Source organism: Flagellimonas rhodophyticola (assembly GCF_049332665.1).
In the GTDB taxonomy this organism is placed as follows: domain Bacteria; phylum Bacteroidota; class Bacteroidia; order Flavobacteriales; family Flavobacteriaceae; genus Flagellimonas.
In genome coordinates this window covers 374,942-397,519 of sequence record NZ_CP186326.1, presented here as the reverse complement: position 1 = coordinate 397,519, position 22,578 = coordinate 374,942, and the positions used below count along the sequence as shown (strand labels likewise).

The window sequence follows — 22,578 nt, the reverse complement described above, 5'->3', positions numbered from 1 at the left end:
ATGCAAAGATTTTTTGGGGCAATCTTGGCACTGTTGGTATTGGTGTCGTGCAAGGAAAAAAAAGAATTAGTACAACAACTGGAACCTAAAGACCCAGTACAAAAGCCAATAGTAAAGCATTTTGGGTTTAATCTCGAGGACTTTAACGTTGTTTACGATACCATAAAAAAAGGGGAAACCTTTGGTGAGCTAATGCTCAAAAACAAAGTGGATTATCCTAAAATAATCCATATCGCAGAAGAATACAAGGACACTTTCGATATTCGACGCATCGATAGAAAACCTTATTTACTTTTAAAATCTAAGGATACCTCCGAAGCTGCGCAGGTTTTTATCTATCAAAACGGGAAGATCAACTATACAGTTTTTGATTTTAGAGATAGTACGGCCATTGCTTACAAAGGAAAGAGAACGGTCAAATCCGTGGAGCGTGAGGTTGCAGGAATAATTGAAAATAATCTATCCGAGACACTCGATAACCTTGGTGTGGATTATAATGTGACTATAGACCTTTCTGAAATCTATGCATGGACCATCGATTTCTTCAGATTGGAAAAAGGAGACAAGTTTAAGATTATCTACGACGAGCATTTTATCAACGATACCATTTATGCTGGACGTGGGGCTATCAAGGCAGCGCTTTTTGAACATAAGGGCACACCCATCTATGCATTTCCGTATGTAACGGATTCTCTTAAGAATATTTTGGATTATTATGACCAAGATGCCAACAATTTAAGAAGTACCTTCTTAAGAGCTCCAATAAAATTTGGATATCGACTTTCCTCCAGATATAATTTACGAAGGAGAATAGCGTATTATGGATATAAAGTAAGACCGCATAAAGGAACAGACTATGCTGCTCCAGTCGGTACTCCTATAATTGCTACTGCAGATGGTACGGTGACCGAATCTACCCGGAAAGGTGGAAACGGAAGGTATGTTAAGATTAGACATAACGGAACTTACAGTACCCAATACCTTCATATGAAAAAGCAAAAGGTAAAACGAGGCGAGTTTGTAAGACAAGGAGATGTCATCGGTTGGGTTGGAATGACGGGAAATACAGGAGGCCCCCATGTATGTTATAGGTTTTGGAAACATGGAAGACAAGTAGATCCGCTAAGAGAAAAACTACCATCGGCCGAACCCATTGTAGACTCCTTACGAACGGAATATTTGGCTCATATTGATCCTTTAAAAACCCAAATAGACTGTATAGAATTCTTGGAAATGGCACCTATTCCCATTGAACAAGAAAACCAAATAACACTGAACCAATAGAATGAGATTGCCTACTACCAATCCTACGAACACAAAGAGCTGGGAAAAACTACTAGAAAATTATAACAACACAAAAGACAAACATTTAAGAGAGCTATTTGCTTCTGATACCGAAAGAGGGCAAAAATTTTCATTGCTTTGGAAGGATTTCTTCGTGGATTACTCCAAAAATCGAATTACAGAAGAAACTTTTTCTCTTTTATTGGATTTAGCCGAGGAAATTGGCTTGAAAGAAGCTATTTCCAGCTATTTCGGGGGTGAGCCAATCAATCAGACTGAAGGAAGAGCTGTTCTTCATACCGCGCTGAGAGCTAAAAAAGAAGATGAGGTTTTTGTTGATGGAAAAAACATTGTTCCCGAGGTTTACGAAGTGAGAGAGCAAATAAGAACTTTCACTCAAACCATAATTTCTGGAGACAAAAAAGGTTTCACGAACAAAACTTTTACCGATGTTGTAAATATTGGTATCGGAGGGTCTGACCTGGGTCCTGTTATGGTGGCCGAAGCTCTTAAATTTTATAAAAATCATTTAAACATGCACTTCGTCAGTAATGTAGATGGCGACCATGTGCATGAAGTAATAAAGAATCTTAATCCAGAGACCACCTTGTTTGTGGTGGTATCCAAAACCTTTACTACACAGGAAACATTGAGCAATGCAATGACCATTAAAAAATGGTTTTTGAAATATGCATCTCAATCAGATATTGCAAAACACTTTGTTGCAGTTTCAACAAATACCCAAAAAATCAAGGAATTCGGAATCGCGGATGAAAATGTCTTTCCGATGTGGGATTGGGTAGGAGGACGTTTTTCGCTTTGGAGCGCCGTTGGACTATGTATAGCCCTATCCGTAGGTTATGCAAATTATGAGGCACTTTTGGATGGAGCCAATGAAATGGACACACATTTCAAGGAAACCCCTTTTTCTGAGAATATCCCGGTGACATTGGCATTGTTAAGTGTTTGGTACAATAACTTCTTTGGAGCAGAAACAGAAGCGATTATCCCTTATACCCAATACTTACATCGCTTTTCAGCCTATTTGCAGCAAGGTATTATGGAGAGTAATGGTAAAAGCGTTGATAGAGCGGGAAATAGAGCCAACTATGAAACAGGAACAATCATTTGGGGAGAACCCGGTACAAATTCGCAGCACGCTTTTTTTCAATTGATTCATCAGGGAACAAAGTTGATACCCGCCGATTTCATTGGGTTCAAGGAATCACTTCATGGAGATAAGGACCACCATAATAAACTTATGGCGAATTTCTTTGCCCAAACCGAGGCCTTAATGAATGGAAAAACCCCTAAAGAGGTAAAATCTGAACTTGAAATTCAGGGTCTGAACCAAAATGAAATATCGTCCTTACTCCCTTTCAAGGTATTTGAAGGAAACAAACCTACCAATACCATTTTAATCAAGAAATTGGACCCTAAGAACTTAGGTTCTTTAATTGCGCTTTATGAGCACAAAATCTTTGTACAGGGCATTATTTGGAATATTTTCAGTTATGATCAATGGGGAGTTGAGTTAGGGAAGCAGCTTGCCAAAAATATACTTCAAGACATAGAAAGTTCGGAAATTGGCAAACATGATAGTTCTACCTTGGGACTTTTGCAATTTTTTAAGAAATGATTTAAGGTTTCTTAAAACCCAAAATATACATAACGCATTGTTTTTCAGTAACATAAAGAGTTGTTGAGATTTGTTATATTTGATTTTCTTAACGTTAAATTAACATTTCGATTGTTAAAAAACGGGACTTTTGCAATGCTATTCAAATAACTTAAACACTACTGAGAATGAAAAAACTGTATGTATTGCTTGTCGCACTTTTTAGTGCTACAATTATGTTTTCGCAAGGAACGGTTTCCGGTACCGTTATGGACGGTGATCTAGGAAGTCCACTTCCAGGTGCAAGTGTTGTGCTTGAGGGCACAGACAATGGAGCTTCAACAGATTTTGATGGAAAATTTGCCCTAGAGGTTTCTGATAATTCAGGAACCCTAGTAGTTTCTTACATCGGATTTGTGACCAAAAGAGTCTCTTTCAGTTCTTTTGGAGATTTGGGATCTATTACTTTAAATCCCGATGCAGAAGAACTTGAAGGTGTTGTTGTAACCGGAATCTTGGATATTGCCAAGGACCGTGAAACACCAGTTGCCGTTTCAACCATTACAGCAACGGAAATTCAAGAAAAAATCGGGTCGCAAGAACTACCCGAAGTATTGAAATCAACGCCATCAATTTACGCTACTAAAACCGGTGGTGGATTTGGAGATGGTAGGATCAACGTAAGAGGATTTGATTCTCAGAACACAGCGATCATGATTAACGGAATTCCAGTGAACGACATGGAAAACGGTCGAGTTTTCTGGAGTAACTGGGCTGGACTTAGTGATGTTACCACGGCTATGCAAGTACAAAGAGGTCTTGGTTCTTCTAAATTGGCTATTAGCTCTGTTGGTGGTACCATCAACATTCTTACCAAATCAACTGACAAAGAGGAGGGCGGTTCTGTTCGCTTCGGAGGTGGTAACGATGGATACTTGAAAACCACAGCTTCATACAATACAGGAAAAAATGAAAACGGTTTTGCTGCTTCTATCTTATTGGGAAGAACAGCAGGGGATGGATATGTACAAGGAACTAAATTCGAAGGTTTCAACTATTTTATTGGATTGGGATACGAGCCTAACGATAGGAACAGTTTCCAATTTGTTTTAACCGGTGCACCACAGGTACACAACCAAAGAACATCAAGCTTTTTTAACGTTGCAACCTTGGCTGACCACGTTCAATATGGAGCACTTTACAACTTTAACCACGGGTTCTTGAATGGAGAGGAATTTGGATGGAGAAGAAACTTCTACCATAAACCAATCGCTTCCTTGAACTGGGATCATAAGTTTAACGATAAGACTACTCTTTCCTCATCAATTTATGCTTCTGTTGGTAGAGGTGGTGGAACAGGTGATATAGGTGTTGGACCAGGTTTTGGTTTCGCAAGCTCAAGCAGATATCGTATTCCTGAAACAGGACTGGTTGATTATGATTTGATTTCAAGATTTAACAGTGGAGAATCTGTTACTTTTTATAATGGCGATAACGGAGGAAATCCACGTCAATTGGCCCCTACTAATGGTGAGCAAATCGTAACTAGTTTTGGTGATGGTATTATCAGAAGAGCGTCCATGAACTCTCACAACTGGTTTGGCCTTATTGCCAACTTGCATACTGAAATCAACGACGAATGGAGTTGGGATGTAGGATTGGATGCTAGAAGCTATAAAGGAATTCACTACAGAAGGGTAGATAACCTTTTAGGAGCTGATGGTTACTTTGATGATGATGATATCAATAACCCAAATCATACAGTAAGACAAGATGGTGCAATTGATTCTGACTTTGGATCTATTGTCAACATTTTCAAGAATATTGATGACGAGGAAAAAATTGATTACTACAATGACGGAATTGTAAGATGGATAGGAACTTTCGGCCAATTGGAATATAGCAATGGAACTGTCTCCGCATTTGTACAAGGTGGTGTTTCGCAGCAAGGATTCAAGCGTATCGATTACTTTAATTACTTGGATTCAGACCCAATGCAAGAAACTGATTTTGAAAACAGACTTGGAGGAAATATCAAAGGTGGGGCTAACTTTAATCTAAACGAAGCTCATAATGTTTTCTTTAATGCTGGATACTACTCTAAGCAGCCATTGTTCGATGCTGTTTACTTGAACTTTAGAAATGACCTTAACCCTGATTTGACCAATGAAAAAATCTTGGGTCTTGAAGCAGGTTATGGAATCAACCTAGGAGATTTCAGAGCAAAAATCAATATCTACAGAACTTCTTGGAAAGACAGATTTGAGGACCTAAGTATTGAAACTCCAGCAGGTGACGAAGGTAGAGCAAACATCAATGGAGTTGAGCAAATTCACTCTGGGTTTGAGCTTGAAACCAGCTATAGAGCTTCTGAGGTTGTACAATTTAAAGGGATGCTTTCCATGGGTAACTGGGAATATGGTGGAAACGCCACAGGAGCAGCTTTGGATGATGACAGAAATGTTATTGACCCCGATGTAACCTTGTATTTGGATAATGTAAAAGTGGGTGATGCAGCGCAGTTCACAACCAACTTGGAAATGATCATCAGACCAGTTGAAAACTTGAAGTTAAGCACCAATCTTTATTCTGCATCTAGATTGTTTGCTCAGATCAATGCTGAGGATTTCGATACTCCGGACCATCAAGGTTCTTTGAGATTGCCAAGCTATAGCTTAGTTGATTTTGGAGCATACTACACGTTTGATATTGGTGGTGGAAACGATGCCATTAGTATTGCAGCAAACGTTTACAATGCCTTCGATACGGAGTACATCGCGGAATCATTGACAAATACTTTTGCAGATCCTGGTGACGAAACCTTCAGAGGATTGAATACAAGTAACAAAGTGTTCTTCGGATTTGGAAGAACATGGAACATAAGCATGAGGTATAACTTCTAAGCTTAGGGATATAAATTCTAAAAAACCCGCCATATGGCGGGTTTTTTTATGGGCAAAATCCGTATTTTTAAGATTCAAACTATACACATGGAAATTCTACACACCCTTCACTCATACTTTGCATATATCGTACTCCTACTATTGATTTTAGCCGTCTTCAATGCCCTAATGGGTTGGTTAGGTAAAAAGGAGTTTACCATGCATAAAGATTTAAGAATAAGCCTCTTTGCCTTGATTTTATCGCACATACAGTTGATTATTGGGCTAATAGTATTCTTTGTTTCGGCCAACGGCCTTAAAGCTATTCAAACTTTGGGGATGGGGGGATTAAATTCCGCTGCGCGTTTGTTGGCCGTAGAACATCCATTTACCAACATTTTGGCCATTGCCTTGATTACCATTGGGTGGTCACGTCATAAGAAAAAAATGGAGAGCAGTGCCAAGTTCAAAAGTATTGCCATTTTCTATGGGCTGGGGCTCTTGCTTATTTTACTGAGAATACCTTGGGGACAATGGTTTAACTAAATAATATTTGCTGCTTACTGATTATAGGGATAACTGAAAGTTATATTTCTAACAATAATGAGACAATCACCGGACTACCACTAGCAACGAGTGATGTTTTTTGAAAAGGGCTCGGCTGCGCTTTTATTTCACACAATCGTTATATAGTCGATAAAGCTCTATAGCATCCATTTTTCTAAACTCTTTATTGCTATAATCTTTTGCCAAACTGGGACATTCGTACATATAATCTCGAGCCTTACCTTTATAAGATTTTATAGAGTGGTCACTATAAGTTGTTTTCATTGGAAAAGCTTTATTCATTTCTTTTTTCCAAATCCAATATTCGGAAGCCCTACCTCCAGAAACACCAGAAAGTGGTCCGCCAATATGAACCATATTAAAAAATACCAATGGAAACTTTCCGTTAATGAGTACTCTAAAGAATAACTTTTTACATTTCTTGTCTACTGGAATAGAGTATATAGTCACTTCATTGTTTAGGGATACGCTGTCGACTTTTACTGATCTGAAGGTTTGCTTTTTTTTAGCATCTTCTTTTTCCCAATAAAACACTCTTGGGTTCTTTTTTTGTATGCCTGCAGCAACAGTGGAAAACTCTACAAGACCATTTAAAATTCTACCATCACTTAAATAGACTGTTCCAGGACTTTTCTTTTGCGCTTGGATTGAAATACTGAGAAAGAGTATAATAAATGGATATTTCATTAACTCACTTTTAAACAAATACAGTCAACTCGAATGTAAATACTTATATACGGTTAAATTTAGGGTAAAACTTATTAAAACCAACGTTGTTTATTTGATTATAACAAATCCCAGCTCCTCAGAGTTGAGATTCTCATTGTATTTCCTTGATCAAAAAAAGATATACCGGAAAGTGGTCGCTATAACCTCCAGTATAACTACCTCCTGAATAAGTTCTAAGCGGGTACCCTTTGAATCTTCCCTCTTTGGTTTTCAAATAGGATGGTGCATAAACTCCAGCTTTCCAGAAGGTAAAATCCTTTTCACTCTTTTCCACAAGATTTTGTGTCATAAAAAATTGGTCAAATAAGTTCCATTTATCGCGATAAGCGAGGGAACCGACTCCTTTTTTATAAAGTTTTTCCATGGGATTAAAGAGGGCCGTACTATCCAGCTTTTTGATGCTTCCAGTCGTCTTTAAAATCTTCTTAAAACTGTCGTCTCGCGGGTCATCATTAAAATCGCCCATGCTTATGATTTTTGCATCCGCATTTAATCTTTGAACAGAATCAATTATACGTTTATTCAACAAAGCGGCCCTAATACGATTGGGTCTACTTTTGGCTGAGCCTCCTCTTCGAGAAGGCCAATGGTTGACCAAAAAATAAAATTCTTCATCGTCCAACATGCCCCCGACAACAAGTTGATCGCGAGTATAATTCCTCTTCCCCATATCATCGAACAGTAGTAGCCGATGGCTATTAAAGGATGTTGGCAGATAGACATTTTTTTTATAAAGCAAGGCCACATCTATTCCGCGTTCGTCAGGAGAATCATAGTGAACGATGCCGTACCCGATGTGTTTGAGATTTGAATGTTGAATCAAATCTTGTATTACCCCTTTGTTCTCCAATTCACAGAGTCCAATGATATCTGGAGAAGTTTTAGAGGTGTCTTTTCCAATTTTTGCAATTACTTCGGATATGCGTTCAATTTTCTTAAGATATCTCGTTTCGGTCCAATGATAGCTACCATCTGGGGTGCGTTCATCATCAAAGACCAAGGAGTCGTTTACTGTATCAAAAAGGTTCTCCACATTATAAAAAGCAACGGTTCTAAGCTTATACTTTTTGGAAGATTGCGCAAATAGGGGAAGCGTGAAAAGCACGAGGAAGTAGGTTAAAAATTTCATTCGGATTTGGATTTTTACTCGAAAATAAGTAAGATTGTTCACTTTTCTTACAAAAAAAGAAAACCAATAACCCCAAAGTCTTATTAATTAACCTACGGTTCAAGCTTATGAGAACAGCTTTGTTCTTTGTGCTTTTATGCTGTCCAATAGTACATTACGGGCAACAGAGCATTATAATTTCGGGGGCAGTAAAAGATGCAGCCACCCAAGGTCCAATAGGCAATGCTATTCTTCGAATTGAAGGTTTGGCAAAGGAGTTTTTTACTGATGACAATGGTATTTTCAACATTAAAACCGAGCAAAAAGGAGAACTGATACTGATTGTTCTGAGTTCCGACTACCTGTCAAAACGGATTCCCATTTTTTTAGAAAATAACGCACTGAATTTGGGTGAAATTTATCTAGACCAAGATTTTACCTTAGATAAAACGGATAACCTTATCACGTTAACAGAAACTGACATTTCAAATGACGGTGAGACGATCACGGGGTCCTCTGGTTTGTTGCAAGCAACACGCGATATTTTTTTGAGCCGGGCGGCATTTGATTTTGGACAGGCCTTTTTTAGGGTTAGAGGTTATGACTCACGTAACGGACTTGTAATGCTGAATGGAATTCCAATGAATAAGTTATTCAATGGTAGACCTCAATGGAATAATTGGGGCGGACTTAACGATGTAACCAGAAATCAAGAATTTACCCATGCGCTTGACCAGAATCCGCTAGCATTTGGAGGTATTCTAGGGAACACAAATATTGATACAAGACCTTCAGGTTTAAGGCCAGGTATCCGGTTGTCTGGATCAGCTTCAAATCGCACTTATGCAGGTCGAATTATGACCACCTACAATTCGGGTGTTAAAGATAATGGAATTTCCTATTCTGTTTCTGCTTCCAGAAGATGGGCAGACTCAGGATATGTTGCGGGAACGCTATATGATGCTTATTCTTTCTTCGGAGCGGTGGAGTACGAAATAAATCCAAACCAAAGTTTGGTTGTTACTAGCGTTTTGGCAAAAAACCGAAGAGGACGTTCAGCTGCCCTCACCGAGGAGGTTTTTGAGTTAATGGGCAACCAATACAATCCCTATTGGGGGCAACAAAATGGGAAAACAAGAAACACGAGGGAGCGTGAAGTTTTTGAGCCCATGTTTTTGTTCAACCATTATCTAAAATCTAAAAATTGGAATTGGAATACAGGAATTGCATACCAATTGGGAACCACTGCACGAAGCAGGGTCGGTTACTATAATGCGCCAAGCGCGGACCCAACCTATTATAGATACTTGCCAAGTTTTTACATAAACAGTTCCATAGGGGCGGACTTCAACAACGCAAACCTTGCAAGGCAAGGGTTTTTAGCTAGCCCACAAATGGATTGGGAATCTTTATATGATGCAAATGCAGGTCAAAAAGCTGCCTATTTACTTTATGATGATGCAACCAAAGACAATAGAATTATGCTCTCGAGTAGTTTCAATTTTGATATTAGTCAACATATAAAAGTTGGAGGTGGAGCATATTATCAGACATTGAAATCTGAAAACTATGCACAAATCCAGGATTTATTGGGGAGTGATTTTCATGAGGACATCGATACATTTTCAAATACGCAAAACGATTTGAACGGGGGCCTTACAAAATTTGAGGGAGATCAGTTTAACTACAATTATTTACTAGAAGTATCAGAATGGGAAGGGTTTGGGCAGCTAAAGGTTGATTATGATAAAATAAATGGATTTGTTTCTGCGGCAATTGGCAATTTCAATGCTCAAAGGGATGGTATGTTTCAAAACGAACGCTTTTTGGATAACTCCTTTGGAAAAAGTGAAACAGTGGATTTTTCGAATGTAAAGGTTAAAACTGGCGTAACCTACTTCATTTCCGGAAGACACAGGTTTAATATAGCAGGAGCGTTTGTGCAAAGACCTCCTACGGTCCAAAATATATTTATTAATCCAAGAGAAAATAATGATGTTGTCCAAGAAATTTTAAATGAGTCTGTTACCGCTGTAGACATCAATTACCACATTCGGTTACCAGATTTAACAGGTAGAATAAGCGCCTTCTATACTCGATTTATGAATACCACGGATATCAACTTTTTTTATGTGGATTCTGGTTTGGGCTCCGATTTTGTTCAAGAGGTAATCACGGGATTGGATAAACTTCATAAGGGGATAGAATTTGGGGTGCAATATGAGTTTTCATCAAGTGTAAAAATGTCATTAGCTGGCAATTTTGGTGAATATGTGTTTGCCAGCGATCCATCGGTTCAGATAAATTTTGACACCGCAGCGGCCGACGAAGACCTTATTAATGTTGAAGGAATTCAAGACTTGGGAATTGCAAAGCTCAAAGGATTAAAACTTGCCCAAGGACCGCAAATAGCCTGTGCAGTTGGTGTGGAATACAGAAGCCCAAAGTATTGGTGGATGGGAGTTACTTCCAATTATCTATCCAATAGCTATATCGATATTTCTGCTATTAGACGGACAAATAGTTTTCTTATAGACCCAGAAACGGGAGACCGTTTTCCCGAAGCGACTGACGAAAATTTGCAGACCATTCTAAAGCAACGACCACTGGACGATTTCTATTTGCTCAATTTGGTAGGAGGAAAGTCATGGTTGTTCAACAAAAAATATGTAAGTGCATTTATTAGTGTGAACAATCTATTCGATGAGGTCTACAGAAGTGGTGGTTATGAGCAAGGAAGAAATGGGAACTACGGACAACTATACAAGGATAATTTAAGTGGTACACCTTCGTTTGGACCCAAATATTGGTATGGATTCGGGCGCACTTACTTTTTAAATCTAGCAGTTAGTTTTTAACCAAATAACCCCCAATAGAGAAAACAAATACATGCAAATTGATAGGAAGATAAGATGGGCTTTTATTTTGATAACAATGATGTTGAGCTGTGTTGAAAATTCAGATTTTGACATTCCAAAACAGGATTGCAGTTCCGATTTAGAGGCAAATATTGGTTTTTGGGAATTAGATACCTACTTCAAAGGAGAGACCATACAGGTTCAGGAAGATTTAATAATTGAAGGTTATGTGATTTCTTCGGATAAAGACGGGAATTTTTATAATGTGCTTTTTGTTCAAGACAAACCTGTCAATCCGGACTTTGGAATCCAATTGGAAATCGATTTGAGGGAATCGCATCTCTTTTATGAGGTCGGGAGCAAAATTTTTATCAAGCTGAAAGGATTGTTTCTGGGGAAAAGTAAGGAAACGCTAAAGCTGGGAGGGACATTTTCTTCCTTTGGAAACATCTCCGTAGGAAGGTTGCCCTCGCATAAAGTAGGACAACATATTTTTAAGACCTGCGATGCTATCGATGCATTGCGCCCAACCGAAGTATCTATTTCGGAACTAGATAGCATTACTTTAAATACCTTGATTAAGATTGACAGTTTAGAAATTGTGGAAGAAGAATTGGGTAATCCTTTTGCAGTTGAAGGAGAAGACTCAGAATGGCGATTGAAAGACTGTGAGGAAAACGAAGTACTATTGTTGAACAGCGGTTTTTCTGATTTTTATAAGGAAATTTTACCATCTGGAAATGGTTCCGTTACAGGGGTTTTGCAGAAAGACGGCAAAAATTACCAATTAGTAATCCGAAATAAAGAGGACATGAATTTTGTGAATGACCGTTGCCCTGAAATCATTACAGAATTTACCTCAACACAATTTTTCATCTCTGAATTGGCAGACCCGAATAATAATTCCGGTGCTCGATTTGTAGAATTATATAACGCTGCTACTGAACCTTTAGACCTTAACAAATGGACGCTAAGACGATATACCAACGATAAATCTGAAATAAGTTCATCAATTGATTTGTCAGGATTTATTGTGGAAGCCGAAAGCACTTTGATTATATCTCCCAATGCTACTGAATTTGAGTTAGTGTATGGTTTTCCGCCGGACATGGGTATATCTACCAATAGTCCGGCGGATTCCAATGGAGATGACAATTTGGAATTGGTAGACCCTTTCGGGATTGTAGTTGATTCGTTTGGAGTGGTCGGTGAAGATGGCTCGGGTACCAATCATGAATTTGAAGATGGCAGGGCAATTCGGAGTCCAGAGGTTATTGAAGGGAATCCTGTTTTCACTTTTATGGAATGGACAATTTTTAATGATACCGGAGATTCAGGCACCATAAAACAACCTCAAAACGCACCAGAAGATTATACCCCAGGTGTACGAGAATAAGTGGAATTTTGGGCTTTACTACAATTAGCAAAACATCCAATCAGCTCCACATGTACGTAAATTATTTCAGTAACTTAATAACTATAACTATGAAACATGTACTATTAACTCTGATTTTTGGACTTGCTTTGGTCTTTCAAGCCGAGGCCCAACAAATTTCAAAACACGCATTAGGACTTCGCCTTGGTGACGATGATGGTTTTGATTCCCTGGGAGGTGAAATCAGTTATCAATTGGGACTTTCCGATAACAATAGGTTGGAATTTGCCCTCGGGATTCGAAGTGGTGACGCTTATGATGCTTTCAAGGCCGTGGGTCTTTATCAATGGGTAATGCCCTTGGATCGGTCTTTCCATTGGTATGTGGGTGCAGGTGCTGGATTTGGAAGTGTAGATGTTGATGGTGCGGGGTCAAGTACCTTTGCTTTATTGGCCGGGGACATCGGAATCGAATACAACTTTAAAATTCCATTGCTGTTATCTTTGGATGTCAGGCCGGAAATAGGTTTTGGAGATGAAGGCTATGGCAGTGATTTTGACTTTGACCTGGGATTGGGAATTCGTTATCAATTCTGATAGAAATAGCATATAGATAAAAAGAAAAATCCCAAGAAGGCAGTCCTTTCTTGGGATTCTTTTTTTGGATTCTAATAGTCTCTTAAAACGGCTTGTAGCTGAATTTTTGACCACCCACAGAAGCATCGGCCATTAGGCCAGCTTTAGGAAGTGCAAAAACTGCAACACCATCTTTATATTTTGCATTAAAAGCAATTCCTGATTTTAAAGCTACGGCAGAGGTTTCCGCGGCAAAAGCAAACTTTCCTTCCTTAAAGCGTTGCAAATCCACTGAAGTTTCAAAGAAAATCACCTCAATAATAGCCTGTCCACCAGCTTGTAATCCGATGTTCAATTTTTTGAGGCCAGCCATTCCAACGCTTGTCCCTCCTTCATAAACTACCCCATTTCCCGAGGCACCACCGATTATAAATCCACCTTTACCTACGTTTGGAAAAATGACATAACCTGCCGAATTATCAAAGAATCGTTCAAGTCCCGAATCAGCCTTTAAAAGAGTCTTTTTAGCTTTTTTGGCATCGTTCATTATTTTTCTATCCTTCTTATTTTGTGCAAATGTTGCGGAGGTTGCCAATACCAAGCAAATTAACACTAGAGGTCTAACAAATTTCATATAGTACTGTATTTAGATAGGGTCAAAGTTAAAGAATAAACCTTTGCTGGTTTAAAAAGGAATTGCCAATAAGTGTTAATGGAAACCCATTAATAAAATGCCTTGCGCTGAAAGCTTAATAATGAATCATGCTAAACGGGATTTGTACAATAACTAAACAAAAGAATAACGGTAGCTATACACATTCTCAGAATTGATAATTTGAATGGGCAACAAATTTTCTTTGGAAAAAGGTTTTCCCAGAAGAAATTTGTCTACCAATGCTTTCAAACCTAGTGAAGCTTGAAGTTTGGGAGATTGATGAATCAAAAATTTGATATCACCGGCTCGAAGAGCCTTTACATTTTCTTCAAGAAGGTCGTAACCCACTATAGTTCTGGATTCTCCAATTTTGTTTAACGATTCTACAATCCTATAGGCTTTTGAGGTAGACACAAATATCGCGGCTACGTCAGAATTAAGTTCAATAAAAGATTCGAACTTTTGTTCAAATTCATTCACTCCTAATGTAGATGTGATTACCTCGAAGCCGGTTACTTCATCAAAAAATTGTCTAAAACCCCGTTCTTTTTCCCTTAAATGGACGGCATTTTCCGATTCCTCATCAATATGTACGATAGCGATCTTTGAGGGTACATTTAATGTGTCGGATAGTAGTTTGGCGGCAACCCTACCCGTCATAAAAAGATCTAAACCCACATAAAAATCCATGGTTCCATCATGAAAACTGTTGAAAGTGCCAGTCAGGATATTCCTATTCTTTAATTCATCCAAAAGAAGAGCACTTTCCTTTTCAAACAATGGAACAAAAAGAAAGGCATCGATATGCTCACCCAAAAGACCAAATCCGATGTCCAAAAAAGATTTAGATCTGGTAGGATCATAGTAATGAAGGGAAATTTCGATATCAAAAGCAGCATATTCATCGATTACCTCTTCAATCCCACGCTTACCGGGTAACCAAAAAGGATCTTTCGAAGCATCGGGGAGAAACACTTTTATACTATATACCGTGTTGTTTTTAAGCGTTCTAGCAATAGGATTGGGTTTATAATTAAATTCTTTCAATGCGGTATTTACATTGACCAAAGCTTTTTGGGACACTTTACCACGATTGTGAAGGACTCTGTCAACAGTTCCTATGGAGACACCTGCGGCATTGGCGATATCCTTTATGGTATATCTTTTTTTCATGCCTTACAAAGATATAAAAAGAGAATCTCAAAATGTGTACGTTAACATTTTTATTATATTTGCCTCGATTTGAAAGTCATCGGTCTTACAATATTGCTAAAGATTGGACGTATTTTAGCCTCGAATGAATAAAATTGTAGTCAAAGCACCTGGAAGAACTTGTTTGTTTGGTGATCACCAAGATTATTTGGGTTTACCGGTAATTGCTTGTGCAATTGACAGACATATGATCCTTACTGGAGAACAAAATAAGGATAATCAATTGGTCGTCAATATGCCGGATGTAGGGCGCCAAAGGATTTTCAGTATTGATGCGGATAATGGTCAACCCAAACAAGGCGATTTCTTACTTACGGCACTTAAGGTGTTGGAGCAATATGCATGTGTTCCCGATACAGGTTACGATATTCAGATTACCAGTAATATTGCCATAAATGCTGGGACTTCAAGTTCAAGTGCGTTGTTATTAGCATGGATCAGGTTTTTAATTGAAGCTTTTGGATGCAATCAAGAAGCAACCAATGAACTTTTATCCCGGATCGCCTATGAGGCGGAAGTGACCTATCATGGCAACCCTGGTGGAAAGATGGATCAATACAGCATTGGAATGGGCAATATAATTTATTTGGAAACCGGGGATGAGCTTTCATATGAGTTGTTTGACAAACCGATAGCTGGGCTGATTGTTGCAGAATCTGGAATTCCAAAACAGACCACTGGAGTTTTGGGCGAGCTAGAAACCAAGGCACGAATGGCAATCGATGAGGTTAAGAAAAAATATCCAAAGTTCGAATTGGAAAAGACCAAGGAGGAGGAAATTCCTAAGTACCTGGACCATATTTCCGAAGAGTTGAAAATTTACTTTTCCGCAGCTATCATCAACCATAGTATTACTCAAAAAGCGCTTCTTGAATTCAGAAAACCTGAATTGGATTTGGTTGAAATCGGAAAATTGATGAACAGGCACCATCATATACTTAAAGATTATCTGGATTTAACGGTTCCCAAAATAGATGATATGGTCAATGCCGCTCTAGAGGCGGGAGCCCTTGGAGCTAAAATAGTTGGATCGGGAAGAGGCGGAAGTATAGTGGTGTTGGCAAAGGATGGGGAACAAGATAAAGTTGTCAAAGCATTGATGGCTGCTAGGTCAGACAACGCCTATGCAGTTTCCGTAGATCAAGGCGTTCGAATTATAGCATAAAAATCTTAAAGATACATGGGCAACCGTACAACAAGTTTAGTGGTTTTAGCTGGTGGAGCATCATCTAGAATGAAGAAACCGCCGAAAGAAGGTAAAAACCTTTCCGAAAAAGAGATTCAAGAAGCCAATCAGCGAAGCAAAAGTTTGATCAGTGTAGGCAATGATGGCCGTCCAATGATGGATTATGTACTGTACAATATCAAAAAAGCTGGGTTCACCAATGTCTATATAGTTATCGGTGCAAATGGAAGTCTTTTCAAAGCCTATTATGGAGATAAAGACAAAGACAACGACTTTCATGGGTTGAAGCTATCTTTTGCTGTTCAACACATTCCTGAAGGGCGCGAAAAACCCTTTGGCACGGCAGATGCCCTTTATCAAGCAGTGGAACAGTTCCCCGAATTGAACACGACTAGCTATGTGGTGTGTAACAGTGACAACCTCTATTCAACGGAGGCGTTAAGGTTGTTATCTGAAAGCACATCACTACATGCCTTTATTGCATATAATAGGGATGCCCTTAGTTTTTCTTCAGAACGAATTGCCAGATTCGCCTTGGTTGAACTAGATATGAATAGCAAATTGACCTCAATTGTTGAGAAACCATCAGAAACTGAGGTGGAAAATTACAGGGATGCTTCTGGAAAGTTAAGGGTGAGCATGAACATATTTAAGTTTGATGGGGAAATCATGTATCCCTATCTTAGAGATTGTCCGGTGCACCCTGTAAGAAACGAAAAAGAACTTCCTTCAGCCCTAATGAATATGCTCAAAGATAACCCTGCCTCTATGGAAGGATTGCCACTTTCCGAGCATGTGCCTGACCTCACTTCCAAAGAAGACATTCAAGAAGTAAAAAAGTATCTGAAGAAACACTATCCCAAATTGGACTGGAATTTTTAATCTTCTATCAACTTTTTAAGTTTTGATAGTTTGATAGCGTATTCCCCATTTTGAACCTTATTTTTACATAAAGTTACTTTGAATGCTCAAAAAGCTTTTTCCAATTTTTTCATGGATAAAGGAATATGACCGTTCCTATTTGTTCAGTGACCTAACGGCAGGCGTCACTTTAGGGATTATGTTGGTACCGCAAGGTATGGCATATGCGATGATTGCTGGCATGCCGCCTATTTATGGGCTTTATGCAGCTTTGGTGCCTCAGCTTATATACGCGATTACCGGAACGTCAAGACAACTTGCTGTCGGACCAGTGGCTATGGACTCACTTTTGGTTGCAGCCGGAATAGGAGCATTGCAACTTTCCAACATCCAAGATTACATTTCTGCCGTTTTGCTCCTAACATTCATTATAGGGGGTTTGCAACTTCTTTTGGGGTTCCTGAAAATGGGCTTTTTTGTCAATTTCTTGTCAAAACCCGTTATCAGCGGTTTTACTTCTGCAGCTGCAATTTTAATTGGGCTGGGCCAATTGAAACATATATTGGGAATAGAACTTCAACAATCCAGTAAAATATACACTCTAATAACCAATATTTTTATCGAACTAAATGAGATAAATCCATATACACTTGGTATAGGTGTAGCTGCAATCTTATTGATACTTTTGGTTGGAAGAATAAGCAAAAAAATACCCGCACCGCTTTTACTGGTAATTCTGGGAATTGCTACCGTTATTGTATTTAGATTAGAGACTAAAGGAATCGAGGTCGTGGGAGACATTCCTAGTGGGCTTCCTGGATTTCTACTACCGAACTTCAGTATTGAAGGTATCGGGCAATTGATGCCAATAGCAATAACAATAGCACTCTTTGGGTACATGGAATCCATTTCAATTGCAAAATCGGTTGAAGAAAAACATACCGAATATGAAATTGACGCCAATCAAGAATTACGGGCGCTTGGTTTATCCAATTTGTTAGGGTCATTTTTTCAATCCTTTCCCGTTTCGGGGAGTTTTTCAAGATCTGCTGTAAATCATCAGGCCGGAGCTAAAACAGGTGTAAGTCTAATCATAAGTGCTGTGATTATCATAGTAACCTTATTGTTTCTTACCCCGTTCTTTTATAATCTTCCCTCCGCCGTACTTGGTGCGATAATAATTGTTTCTGTTTTTGGGTTGATAGATGTGAAATACCCAACAGTCCTTTTTAAACATAGAAAAGATGAGTTCTTCCTATTGATCACCACTTTTATATTGACACTTTTCGTTGGTTTGATTGAAGGAATTTTACTTGGAGTTTTACTCTCCTTGCTTTTATTGGTATACCGGACTTCGCACCCACATATGGCAATTTTGGGAAGAATCAAAGGGTCTGATTATTTTAAGAATGTGCAACGCTTTGCGCAGGAAGTGGAGATAGAGGAGGACAAGCTCATTTTCAGATTTGATGCCCAATTGTATTTTGGAAATAAGGATTACTTCAAAAAAGAACTGTACGAGCATATCGACCAAAAAGGGCACCAACTTAAATATGTAATCTTGAATGCTGAGGCTATAAATTACATAGATAGCAGTGCGGCCGTTATGCTGGACCGGGTGATAAAAGATTTGCACGCCAAGGACATACGGTTTTTTGTGGCTGGAGCTATCGGACCTACCCGAGATATTTTTTATAGTAGTGGACTGATAAATGTCATTGGAACGGAAAACCTTTTTGTGCGAACTTTCGAGGCTGTTGCTTATTGCACAGATCAAAGAGAAAGAAATGAAATTCAAGAAAAAATATCATTACAATCCAAAGCAAAGCATTTGTAACTTTGACCTTTGGATTGCAGTGGTTGAACCCAAAAATTTTGAGTAGATGAGAATAGAACAAATATATACTGGATGCTTGGCCCAGGGAGCCTATTATATTGAAAGTGAAGGCGAAGCGGCCATAATTGACCCATTACGTGAAGTAAAACCATATATCAAACGAGCCAAAGGTGATGGTGCCGAGATTAAATATATCTTCGAGACCCATTTTCATGCCGATTTTGTGAGTGGACATGTTACCTTATCAAAAGAAACAGGTGCTCCAATCATTTTCGGTCCCAATGCTAATCCATCTTTCGATGCCATTATTGCTGAGGATGGTCAAGAATTCAAACTGGGCAAAATAACGATTAAGATTTTGCATACACCAGGCCACACCATGGAAAGCACCACCTTTCTTTTGAAGGATTCAACTGGAAAAGATTATGCTATTTTTAGTGGGGACACCCTCTTTTTAGGAGATGTAGGGAGACCAGATTTAGCCCAGAAGGCGGCCGACATGACCCAAGAAGAATTGGCTGGTACATTATATGACAGTCTTCGAAATAAAATAATGCCTCTAGCTGATGATGTCATCGTGTATCCAGCTCATGGAGCAGGATCCGCGTGCGGTAAGAATATGATGAAGGAGACAGTAGATACTTTGGGTAATCAAAAGAAAATAAACTACGCCCTCCGGGCTGATATGACAAGGGAAGAGTTTATTAAAGAAGTTACCGATGGACTCTTACCTCCGCCACAGTATTTCCCATTGAATGTAAAAATGAATAAGGAAGGGTACGAAGATATAGATACGGTGCTGGAACGTGGTACCCAAGCATTATCTCCTGATGCTTTCGAAGCGGCTGCGAATGAAACAGGGGCCGTGGTCCTGGATGTTCGCCACCAAGACGATTTTTCCAAAGGACATGTCCCAAGATCCATTTTTATTGGATTGGGAGGCAGTTTTGCACCGTGGGTCGGAGCTTTGATCGCCGATGTGGAACAACCTATTCTTTTGGTAGCCCCTGAGGGGAAAGAAGAAGAAACCATAACTAGACTGTCCAGAGTTGGGTTCGATGGAACATTGGGCTATTTGGATGGTGGGATAGCCGCTTGGAAATCCGCTGGTAAGGAGGTGGACACCGTAAAAAGCGTTAAAGCCGAGGTGCTTAAGGAAAAATTGGAGGCTAAGGTCCCTGTGTTCGATGTTAGAAAAGAATCGGAATATAGTGCCGAGCATATTGAAGATGCCAAACTCACACCATTGGATTTTCTCAATGACCACTTATCCGAATTTCCAGGAGAAGAAACCTTCTATGTGCATTGTGCAGGGGGATATCGAAGTATGATTGCTGCCTCAATTTTGAAAAGTAGAGGAATACATAATCTGGTAGATGTGGCCGGAGGATTCAAGGCCATTAAAGAAGCAGGCATTCCGGTGACCGATTTTGTTTGTCCAACAACACTTAAATAGATGAGGTTTCAGAATATATCCATCGTTTTTTTCTTGTTCATTTTCATGGGATGTGGAGAAAAAAAGACCCCTGAAGTTACCATAGTTACAAAGACCGAACTCAAGGCTGCTTTGGAGGATGAGGACATTCAACTATTAGATGTTAGAAGACCTGAGGAATATGATCAAGGACATATTGACGGTGCTGTGAACGTGAATGTCCTGGACACTATCAGCTTTAGAAAAGGACTAACTTCCTTTGATAGGCAAAAACCGATTTATATCTATTGCCAAGCGGGCAAACGGAGTAAAAAAGCTTCCGAAAAACTCAAAGAAATGGGATTCTTGACCATCTATGACTATTCTGACGGTTACGGTTCTTGGGAAAACTAGACTCCTTTTTTTGTCTTGAACCCATAGATCAGTTGTCTCCAAAAACCCTTTGGAACCGATTGGTCACCTGGAAATCCAAGTGGAATGGTGCCACTCTGCTCAGGAATATAATTGGTCTTAAACAGATAGTCCCACAAACTCAGGCTAATGCCAAAGTTGACACCATACTTTCCTTCAGGCAAGGTATACGAATGATGGTATAAATGCATCACAGGATTGTTCAGTAGATATTTTAGTGGTCCCCAGGTCAATTTAATGTTCGCATGGTTCAAGTGCCCAATGGCGATAGCCGCAAAATGGACAATGTAGGCTTGTTCTGGTTCAAAACCGCCTAAAAGCATAACCCCCAATGTCTTTAATGGTTTATACAGAATATTCTCCATCCAATGGTATCTTAAATGGGCGGCGAAGCCCATTTCCTTAACGCTGTGATGGATTTTATGAAATTGCCACAAAACCGGAAATTTGTGCAAACAAACATGGGTGAACCACTGGACAAAGTCCAACACGATAAAGAATACAATGAGTTGCGCCCACTGTGGCCAAGAAGACGGATCAACAACGGCCAAGCTTTTGGAAGTAATGCCGAGGTCTAGGAAAAGTACTTCGAGCAGCTTATAAAAACCGCTGATAATAATGGCAAAAATGAAGAAATTGAAGAACATATAAAATGCGTCCAACCAAAAGTCCTTTCGAAAAATAGACTGCTCTTTTCGCCATGGAAAAAGAATTTCCAACCCCCAAACCAGTAGTGAAATGGCAATGAGTCCCCAGAAATAATTGGTATACCATGGCACATCGAACAATATGGAATTCCAGGTCCAACGGGTAGCACCTCCAAAGCCATCCAAAAGGGCATTTACATATGCATTCATAATTGAAAGATAGAACTATTTTCATCCAAAAATAAGCAGTAAAGTATCCGTATTTTGTTTAAAGGGTTAATTTTATCAAAACAAGAGTTACACTATGGAAATGATATATCAACCCTGGCCCTGGTACGTTTCGGGTCCTTTGATTGCCCTAGTCATGTTTATATTGATCATGACAGGAAAACGTTTCGGGATGTCTTCGAATCTAAGAACGCTCTGTACCATTTGTGGTGCAGGAAAACACGCTGACTTTTTTCGGTTCGATTGGAAGTCACAGCGCTGGAATCTTATCGTTGTGGTGGGAGTAGTTATCGGAGGATTTATCGCAGCAAATTTTCTATCACCAGAAACATCGGTTGCTATAGCAGATGATACTATTACTAAGTTGCAGACCCTGGGAATAGAAAGTGCTGGGTCGGCCTATATGCCTACAGAGCTCTTTGGAAATACCGTTTTTTCAAATTTTAAAGGCCTGATATGTTTAATTGTTGGTGGATTTTTGGTCGGTTTTGGAGCGCGATATGCGGGTGGTTGTACCTCCGGTCATGCCATTTCCGGACTCAGCAATTTGCAATTACCCTCGTTAATTGCGGTAATTGGGTTTTTTATCGGAGGCCTGTTCATGGTTCATGTTTTATTTCCAATGATTTTTTAAGATGAAAACATTTATACATTTATTGATAGGGATATTTTTCGGGATTTTATTGTTCAAATCGGAGGCAGCTTCGTGGTTTCGAATCTATGAGATGTTTCAGTTCGACTCCTTCCATATGTATGGTATTATAGGCTCGGCCTTGGTGCTTGGCATTATTTTGATTCAATCCATCAAGAGATTCAACCTCAAGTCTTTTTACGGAGAACAAATCGACATTCCTCCCAAAGAAAAAAGCGTTAAAAGATATCTATTTGGAGGTATCTTATTTGGATTGGGATGGGCTTTGGCAGGGGCATGTCCGGGACCAATTTTCACCTTATTGGGAGCTGGATTTCTTCCCATAGCGGTGGTGTTGATATCGGCAATTTTGGGAACGTTTGTCTATGGTATCCTAAAGCATAGATTACCACATTAAATAGGTCTTGACCGGATATTTGAACGAGACGACGAATTTGACTGGCCGTTTAAGCCCAAGA

The 22,578-nt window shown here is 39.3% G+C and carries 19 protein-coding genes; 14 read left to right on the top strand and 5 right to left on the bottom strand.

Annotated features, from left to right (window positions below; genetic code table 11):
• The 4 genes from ACOKFG_RS01805 to ACOKFG_RS01790 all read left to right on the top strand — a co-directional run bounded on the left by ACOKFG_RS01805 (position 1) and on the right by ACOKFG_RS01790 (position 6,330).
• A complete protein-coding gene (locus tag ACOKFG_RS01805; RefSeq protein WP_299170654.1) occupies positions 1–1,284 on the top strand; it encodes a peptidoglycan DD-metalloendopeptidase family protein in 1,284 nt (427 codons plus the stop codon).
• Position 1,285: 1 nt separating this feature from the next.
• Positions 1,286–2,923: a glucose-6-phosphate isomerase gene (pgi, locus tag ACOKFG_RS01800; RefSeq protein WP_298792329.1), complete on the top strand. Its 1,638-nt coding sequence runs from the start codon at positions 1,286–1,288 to the stop codon at positions 2,921–2,923.
• A 167-nt stretch (positions 2,924–3,090) separates the two neighbouring features.
• Positions 3,091–5,805 carry a TonB-dependent receptor domain-containing protein gene (locus tag ACOKFG_RS01795; RefSeq protein ID WP_298792327.1) on the top strand — a complete coding sequence of 905 codons (2,715 nt, stop codon included), beginning with the start codon at positions 3,091–3,093 and terminating at the stop codon, positions 5,803–5,805.
• Positions 5,806–5,892: 87 nt separating this feature from the next.
• Positions 5,893–6,330 (top strand): hypothetical protein, encoded by a 438-nt coding sequence (locus ACOKFG_RS01790; protein WP_299487325.1) that lies wholly within the window; start codon positions 5,893–5,895, stop codon positions 6,328–6,330.
• A gap of 123 nt (positions 6,331–6,453) precedes the next feature.
• Here ACOKFG_RS01790 and ACOKFG_RS01785 read toward each other — a convergent pair whose 3' ends face one another.
• Both ACOKFG_RS01785 and ACOKFG_RS01780 read right to left on the bottom strand, forming a co-directional pair.
• Positions 6,454–7,038 (bottom strand): hypothetical protein, encoded by a 585-nt coding sequence (locus tag ACOKFG_RS01785; RefSeq protein WP_422861757.1) that lies wholly within the window; start codon positions 7,036–7,038, stop codon positions 6,454–6,456.
• 133 nt (positions 7,039–7,171) lie between these two features.
• Complete coding sequence (locus ACOKFG_RS01780; protein WP_422861756.1) at positions 7,172–8,209, bottom strand: endonuclease/exonuclease/phosphatase family protein; 1,038 nt, start codon at positions 8,207–8,209, stop codon at positions 7,172–7,174.
• A gap of 107 nt (positions 8,210–8,316) precedes the next feature.
• Here ACOKFG_RS01780 and ACOKFG_RS01775 point away from each other — a divergent pair, with 107 nt between their 5' ends.
• The 3 genes from ACOKFG_RS01775 (at position 8,317) to ACOKFG_RS01765 (ending at position 13,017) form a co-directional block, all read left to right on the top strand.
• The gene (locus tag ACOKFG_RS01775) at positions 8,317–11,046 is read left to right on the top strand and encodes a TonB-dependent receptor (protein WP_422861755.1); all 2,730 of its coding nucleotides are present in this window, start codon (positions 8,317–8,319) and stop codon (positions 11,044–11,046) included.
• Between the two features lie 31 nt (positions 11,047–11,077).
• Positions 11,078–12,442 carry a DUF5689 domain-containing protein gene (locus ACOKFG_RS01770; RefSeq protein WP_422861754.1) on the top strand — a complete coding sequence of 455 codons (1,365 nt, stop codon included), beginning with the start codon at positions 11,078–11,080 and terminating at the stop codon, positions 12,440–12,442.
• An 89-nt stretch (positions 12,443–12,531) separates the two neighbouring features.
• Positions 12,532–13,017 (top strand): hypothetical protein, encoded by a 486-nt coding sequence (locus ACOKFG_RS01765; RefSeq protein ID WP_422861753.1) that lies wholly within the window; start codon positions 12,532–12,534, stop codon positions 13,015–13,017.
• Positions 13,018–13,099: 82 nt separating this feature from the next.
• Here the strand turns inward: ACOKFG_RS01765 and ACOKFG_RS01760 are convergent, their stop codons facing one another.
• Positions 13,100–13,630 carry a hypothetical protein gene (locus ACOKFG_RS01760; protein WP_422861752.1) on the bottom strand — a complete coding sequence of 177 codons (531 nt, stop codon included), beginning with the start codon at positions 13,628–13,630 and terminating at the stop codon, positions 13,100–13,102.
• Positions 13,631–13,783: 153 nt separating this feature from the next.
• On the bottom strand, positions 13,784–14,824 hold the full coding sequence (locus ACOKFG_RS01755) for a substrate-binding domain-containing protein (protein ID WP_422861751.1): 1,041 nt from the start codon (positions 14,822–14,824) through the stop codon (positions 13,784–13,786).
• A gap of 124 nt (positions 14,825–14,948) precedes the next feature.
• Here ACOKFG_RS01755 and ACOKFG_RS01750 point away from each other — a divergent pair, with 124 nt between their 5' ends.
• From ACOKFG_RS01750 to ACOKFG_RS01730, 5 genes are all read left to right on the top strand, one after another.
• On the top strand, positions 14,949–16,028 hold the full coding sequence (locus ACOKFG_RS01750) for a mevalonate kinase family protein (RefSeq protein ID WP_422861750.1): 1,080 nt from the start codon (positions 14,949–14,951) through the stop codon (positions 16,026–16,028).
• A 15-nt stretch (positions 16,029–16,043) separates the two neighbouring features.
• Entirely contained in the window at positions 16,044–16,931 is an 888-nt protein-coding gene (locus tag ACOKFG_RS01745; RefSeq protein WP_422861749.1) for a sugar phosphate nucleotidyltransferase, read from the top strand.
• Positions 16,932–17,013: 82 nt separating this feature from the next.
• Positions 17,014–18,747 carry a SulP family inorganic anion transporter gene (locus ACOKFG_RS01740; RefSeq protein WP_422861748.1) on the top strand — a complete coding sequence of 578 codons (1,734 nt, stop codon included), beginning with the start codon at positions 17,014–17,016 and terminating at the stop codon, positions 18,745–18,747.
• 46 nt (positions 18,748–18,793) lie between these two features.
• On the top strand, positions 18,794–20,203 hold the full coding sequence (locus ACOKFG_RS01735; RefSeq protein WP_298792304.1) for an MBL fold metallo-hydrolase: 1,410 nt from the start codon (positions 18,794–18,796) through the stop codon (positions 20,201–20,203).
• On the top strand, positions 20,204–20,575 hold the full coding sequence (locus ACOKFG_RS01730) for a rhodanese-like domain-containing protein (protein WP_298792302.1): 372 nt from the start codon (positions 20,204–20,206) through the stop codon (positions 20,573–20,575).
• On the opposite strand, the gene ACOKFG_RS01725 is transcribed toward ACOKFG_RS01730, so the two are convergent.
• On the bottom strand, positions 20,572–21,450 hold the full coding sequence (locus ACOKFG_RS01725; RefSeq protein WP_298792300.1) for a sterol desaturase family protein: 879 nt from the start codon (positions 21,448–21,450) through the stop codon (positions 20,572–20,574). The genes ACOKFG_RS01730 and ACOKFG_RS01725 overlap by 4 nt on opposite strands.
• A 94-nt stretch (positions 21,451–21,544) precedes the next feature.
• Between ACOKFG_RS01725 and ACOKFG_RS01720 the strand changes: the two genes are divergently transcribed.
• Complete coding sequence (locus tag ACOKFG_RS01720; RefSeq protein WP_298792298.1) at positions 21,545–22,102, top strand: YeeE/YedE thiosulfate transporter family protein; 558 nt, start codon at positions 21,545–21,547, stop codon at positions 22,100–22,102.
• Position 22,103: 1 nt separating this feature from the next.
• Complete coding sequence (locus ACOKFG_RS01715; RefSeq protein WP_298792296.1) at positions 22,104–22,517, top strand: DUF6691 family protein; 414 nt, start codon at positions 22,104–22,106, stop codon at positions 22,515–22,517.
• The last annotated feature ends 61 nt before the right edge of the window (positions 22,518–22,578 follow it).

Bases quoted from the DNA above. Each gene is read 5' to 3' on its own strand.
- ACOKFG_RS01805 (WP_299170654.1), top strand. From the start codon at position 1: ATGCAAAGATTTTTTGGGGCAATCTTGGCACTGTTGGTATTGGTGTCG.
- pgi (WP_298792329.1), top strand. From the start codon at position 1,286: ATGAGATTGCCTACTACCAATCCTACGAACACAAAGAGCTGGGAAAAA.
- ACOKFG_RS01795 (WP_298792327.1), top strand. From the start codon at position 3,091: ATGAAAAAACTGTATGTATTGCTTGTCGCACTTTTTAGTGCTACAATT.
- ACOKFG_RS01790 (WP_299487325.1), top strand. From the start codon at position 5,893: ATGGAAATTCTACACACCCTTCACTCATACTTTGCATATATCGTACTC.
- ACOKFG_RS01785 (WP_422861757.1), bottom strand. From the start codon at position 7,038: ATGAAATATCCATTTATTATACTCTTTCTCAGTATTTCAATCCAAGCG.
- ACOKFG_RS01780 (WP_422861756.1), bottom strand. From the start codon at position 8,209: ATGAAATTTTTAACCTACTTCCTCGTGCTTTTCACGCTTCCCCTATTT.
- ACOKFG_RS01775 (WP_422861755.1), top strand. From the start codon at position 8,317: ATGAGAACAGCTTTGTTCTTTGTGCTTTTATGCTGTCCAATAGTACAT.
- ACOKFG_RS01770 (WP_422861754.1), top strand. From the start codon at position 11,078: ATGCAAATTGATAGGAAGATAAGATGGGCTTTTATTTTGATAACAATG.
- ACOKFG_RS01765 (WP_422861753.1), top strand. From the start codon at position 12,532: ATGAAACATGTACTATTAACTCTGATTTTTGGACTTGCTTTGGTCTTT.
- ACOKFG_RS01760 (WP_422861752.1), bottom strand. From the start codon at position 13,630: ATGAAATTTGTTAGACCTCTAGTGTTAATTTGCTTGGTATTGGCAACC.
- ACOKFG_RS01755 (WP_422861751.1), bottom strand. From the start codon at position 14,824: ATGAAAAAAAGATATACCATAAAGGATATCGCCAATGCCGCAGGTGTC.
- ACOKFG_RS01750 (WP_422861750.1), top strand. From the start codon at position 14,949: ATGAATAAAATTGTAGTCAAAGCACCTGGAAGAACTTGTTTGTTTGGT.
- ACOKFG_RS01745 (WP_422861749.1), top strand. From the start codon at position 16,044: ATGGGCAACCGTACAACAAGTTTAGTGGTTTTAGCTGGTGGAGCATCA.
- ACOKFG_RS01740 (WP_422861748.1), top strand. From the start codon at position 17,014: ATGCTCAAAAAGCTTTTTCCAATTTTTTCATGGATAAAGGAATATGAC.
- ACOKFG_RS01735 (WP_298792304.1), top strand. From the start codon at position 18,794: ATGAGAATAGAACAAATATATACTGGATGCTTGGCCCAGGGAGCCTAT.
- ACOKFG_RS01730 (WP_298792302.1), top strand. From the start codon at position 20,204: ATGAGGTTTCAGAATATATCCATCGTTTTTTTCTTGTTCATTTTCATG.
- ACOKFG_RS01725 (WP_298792300.1), bottom strand. From the start codon at position 21,450: ATGAATGCATATGTAAATGCCCTTTTGGATGGCTTTGGAGGTGCTACC.
- ACOKFG_RS01720 (WP_298792298.1), top strand. From the start codon at position 21,545: ATGGAAATGATATATCAACCCTGGCCCTGGTACGTTTCGGGTCCTTTG.
- ACOKFG_RS01715 (WP_298792296.1), top strand. From the start codon at position 22,104: ATGAAAACATTTATACATTTATTGATAGGGATATTTTTCGGGATTTTA.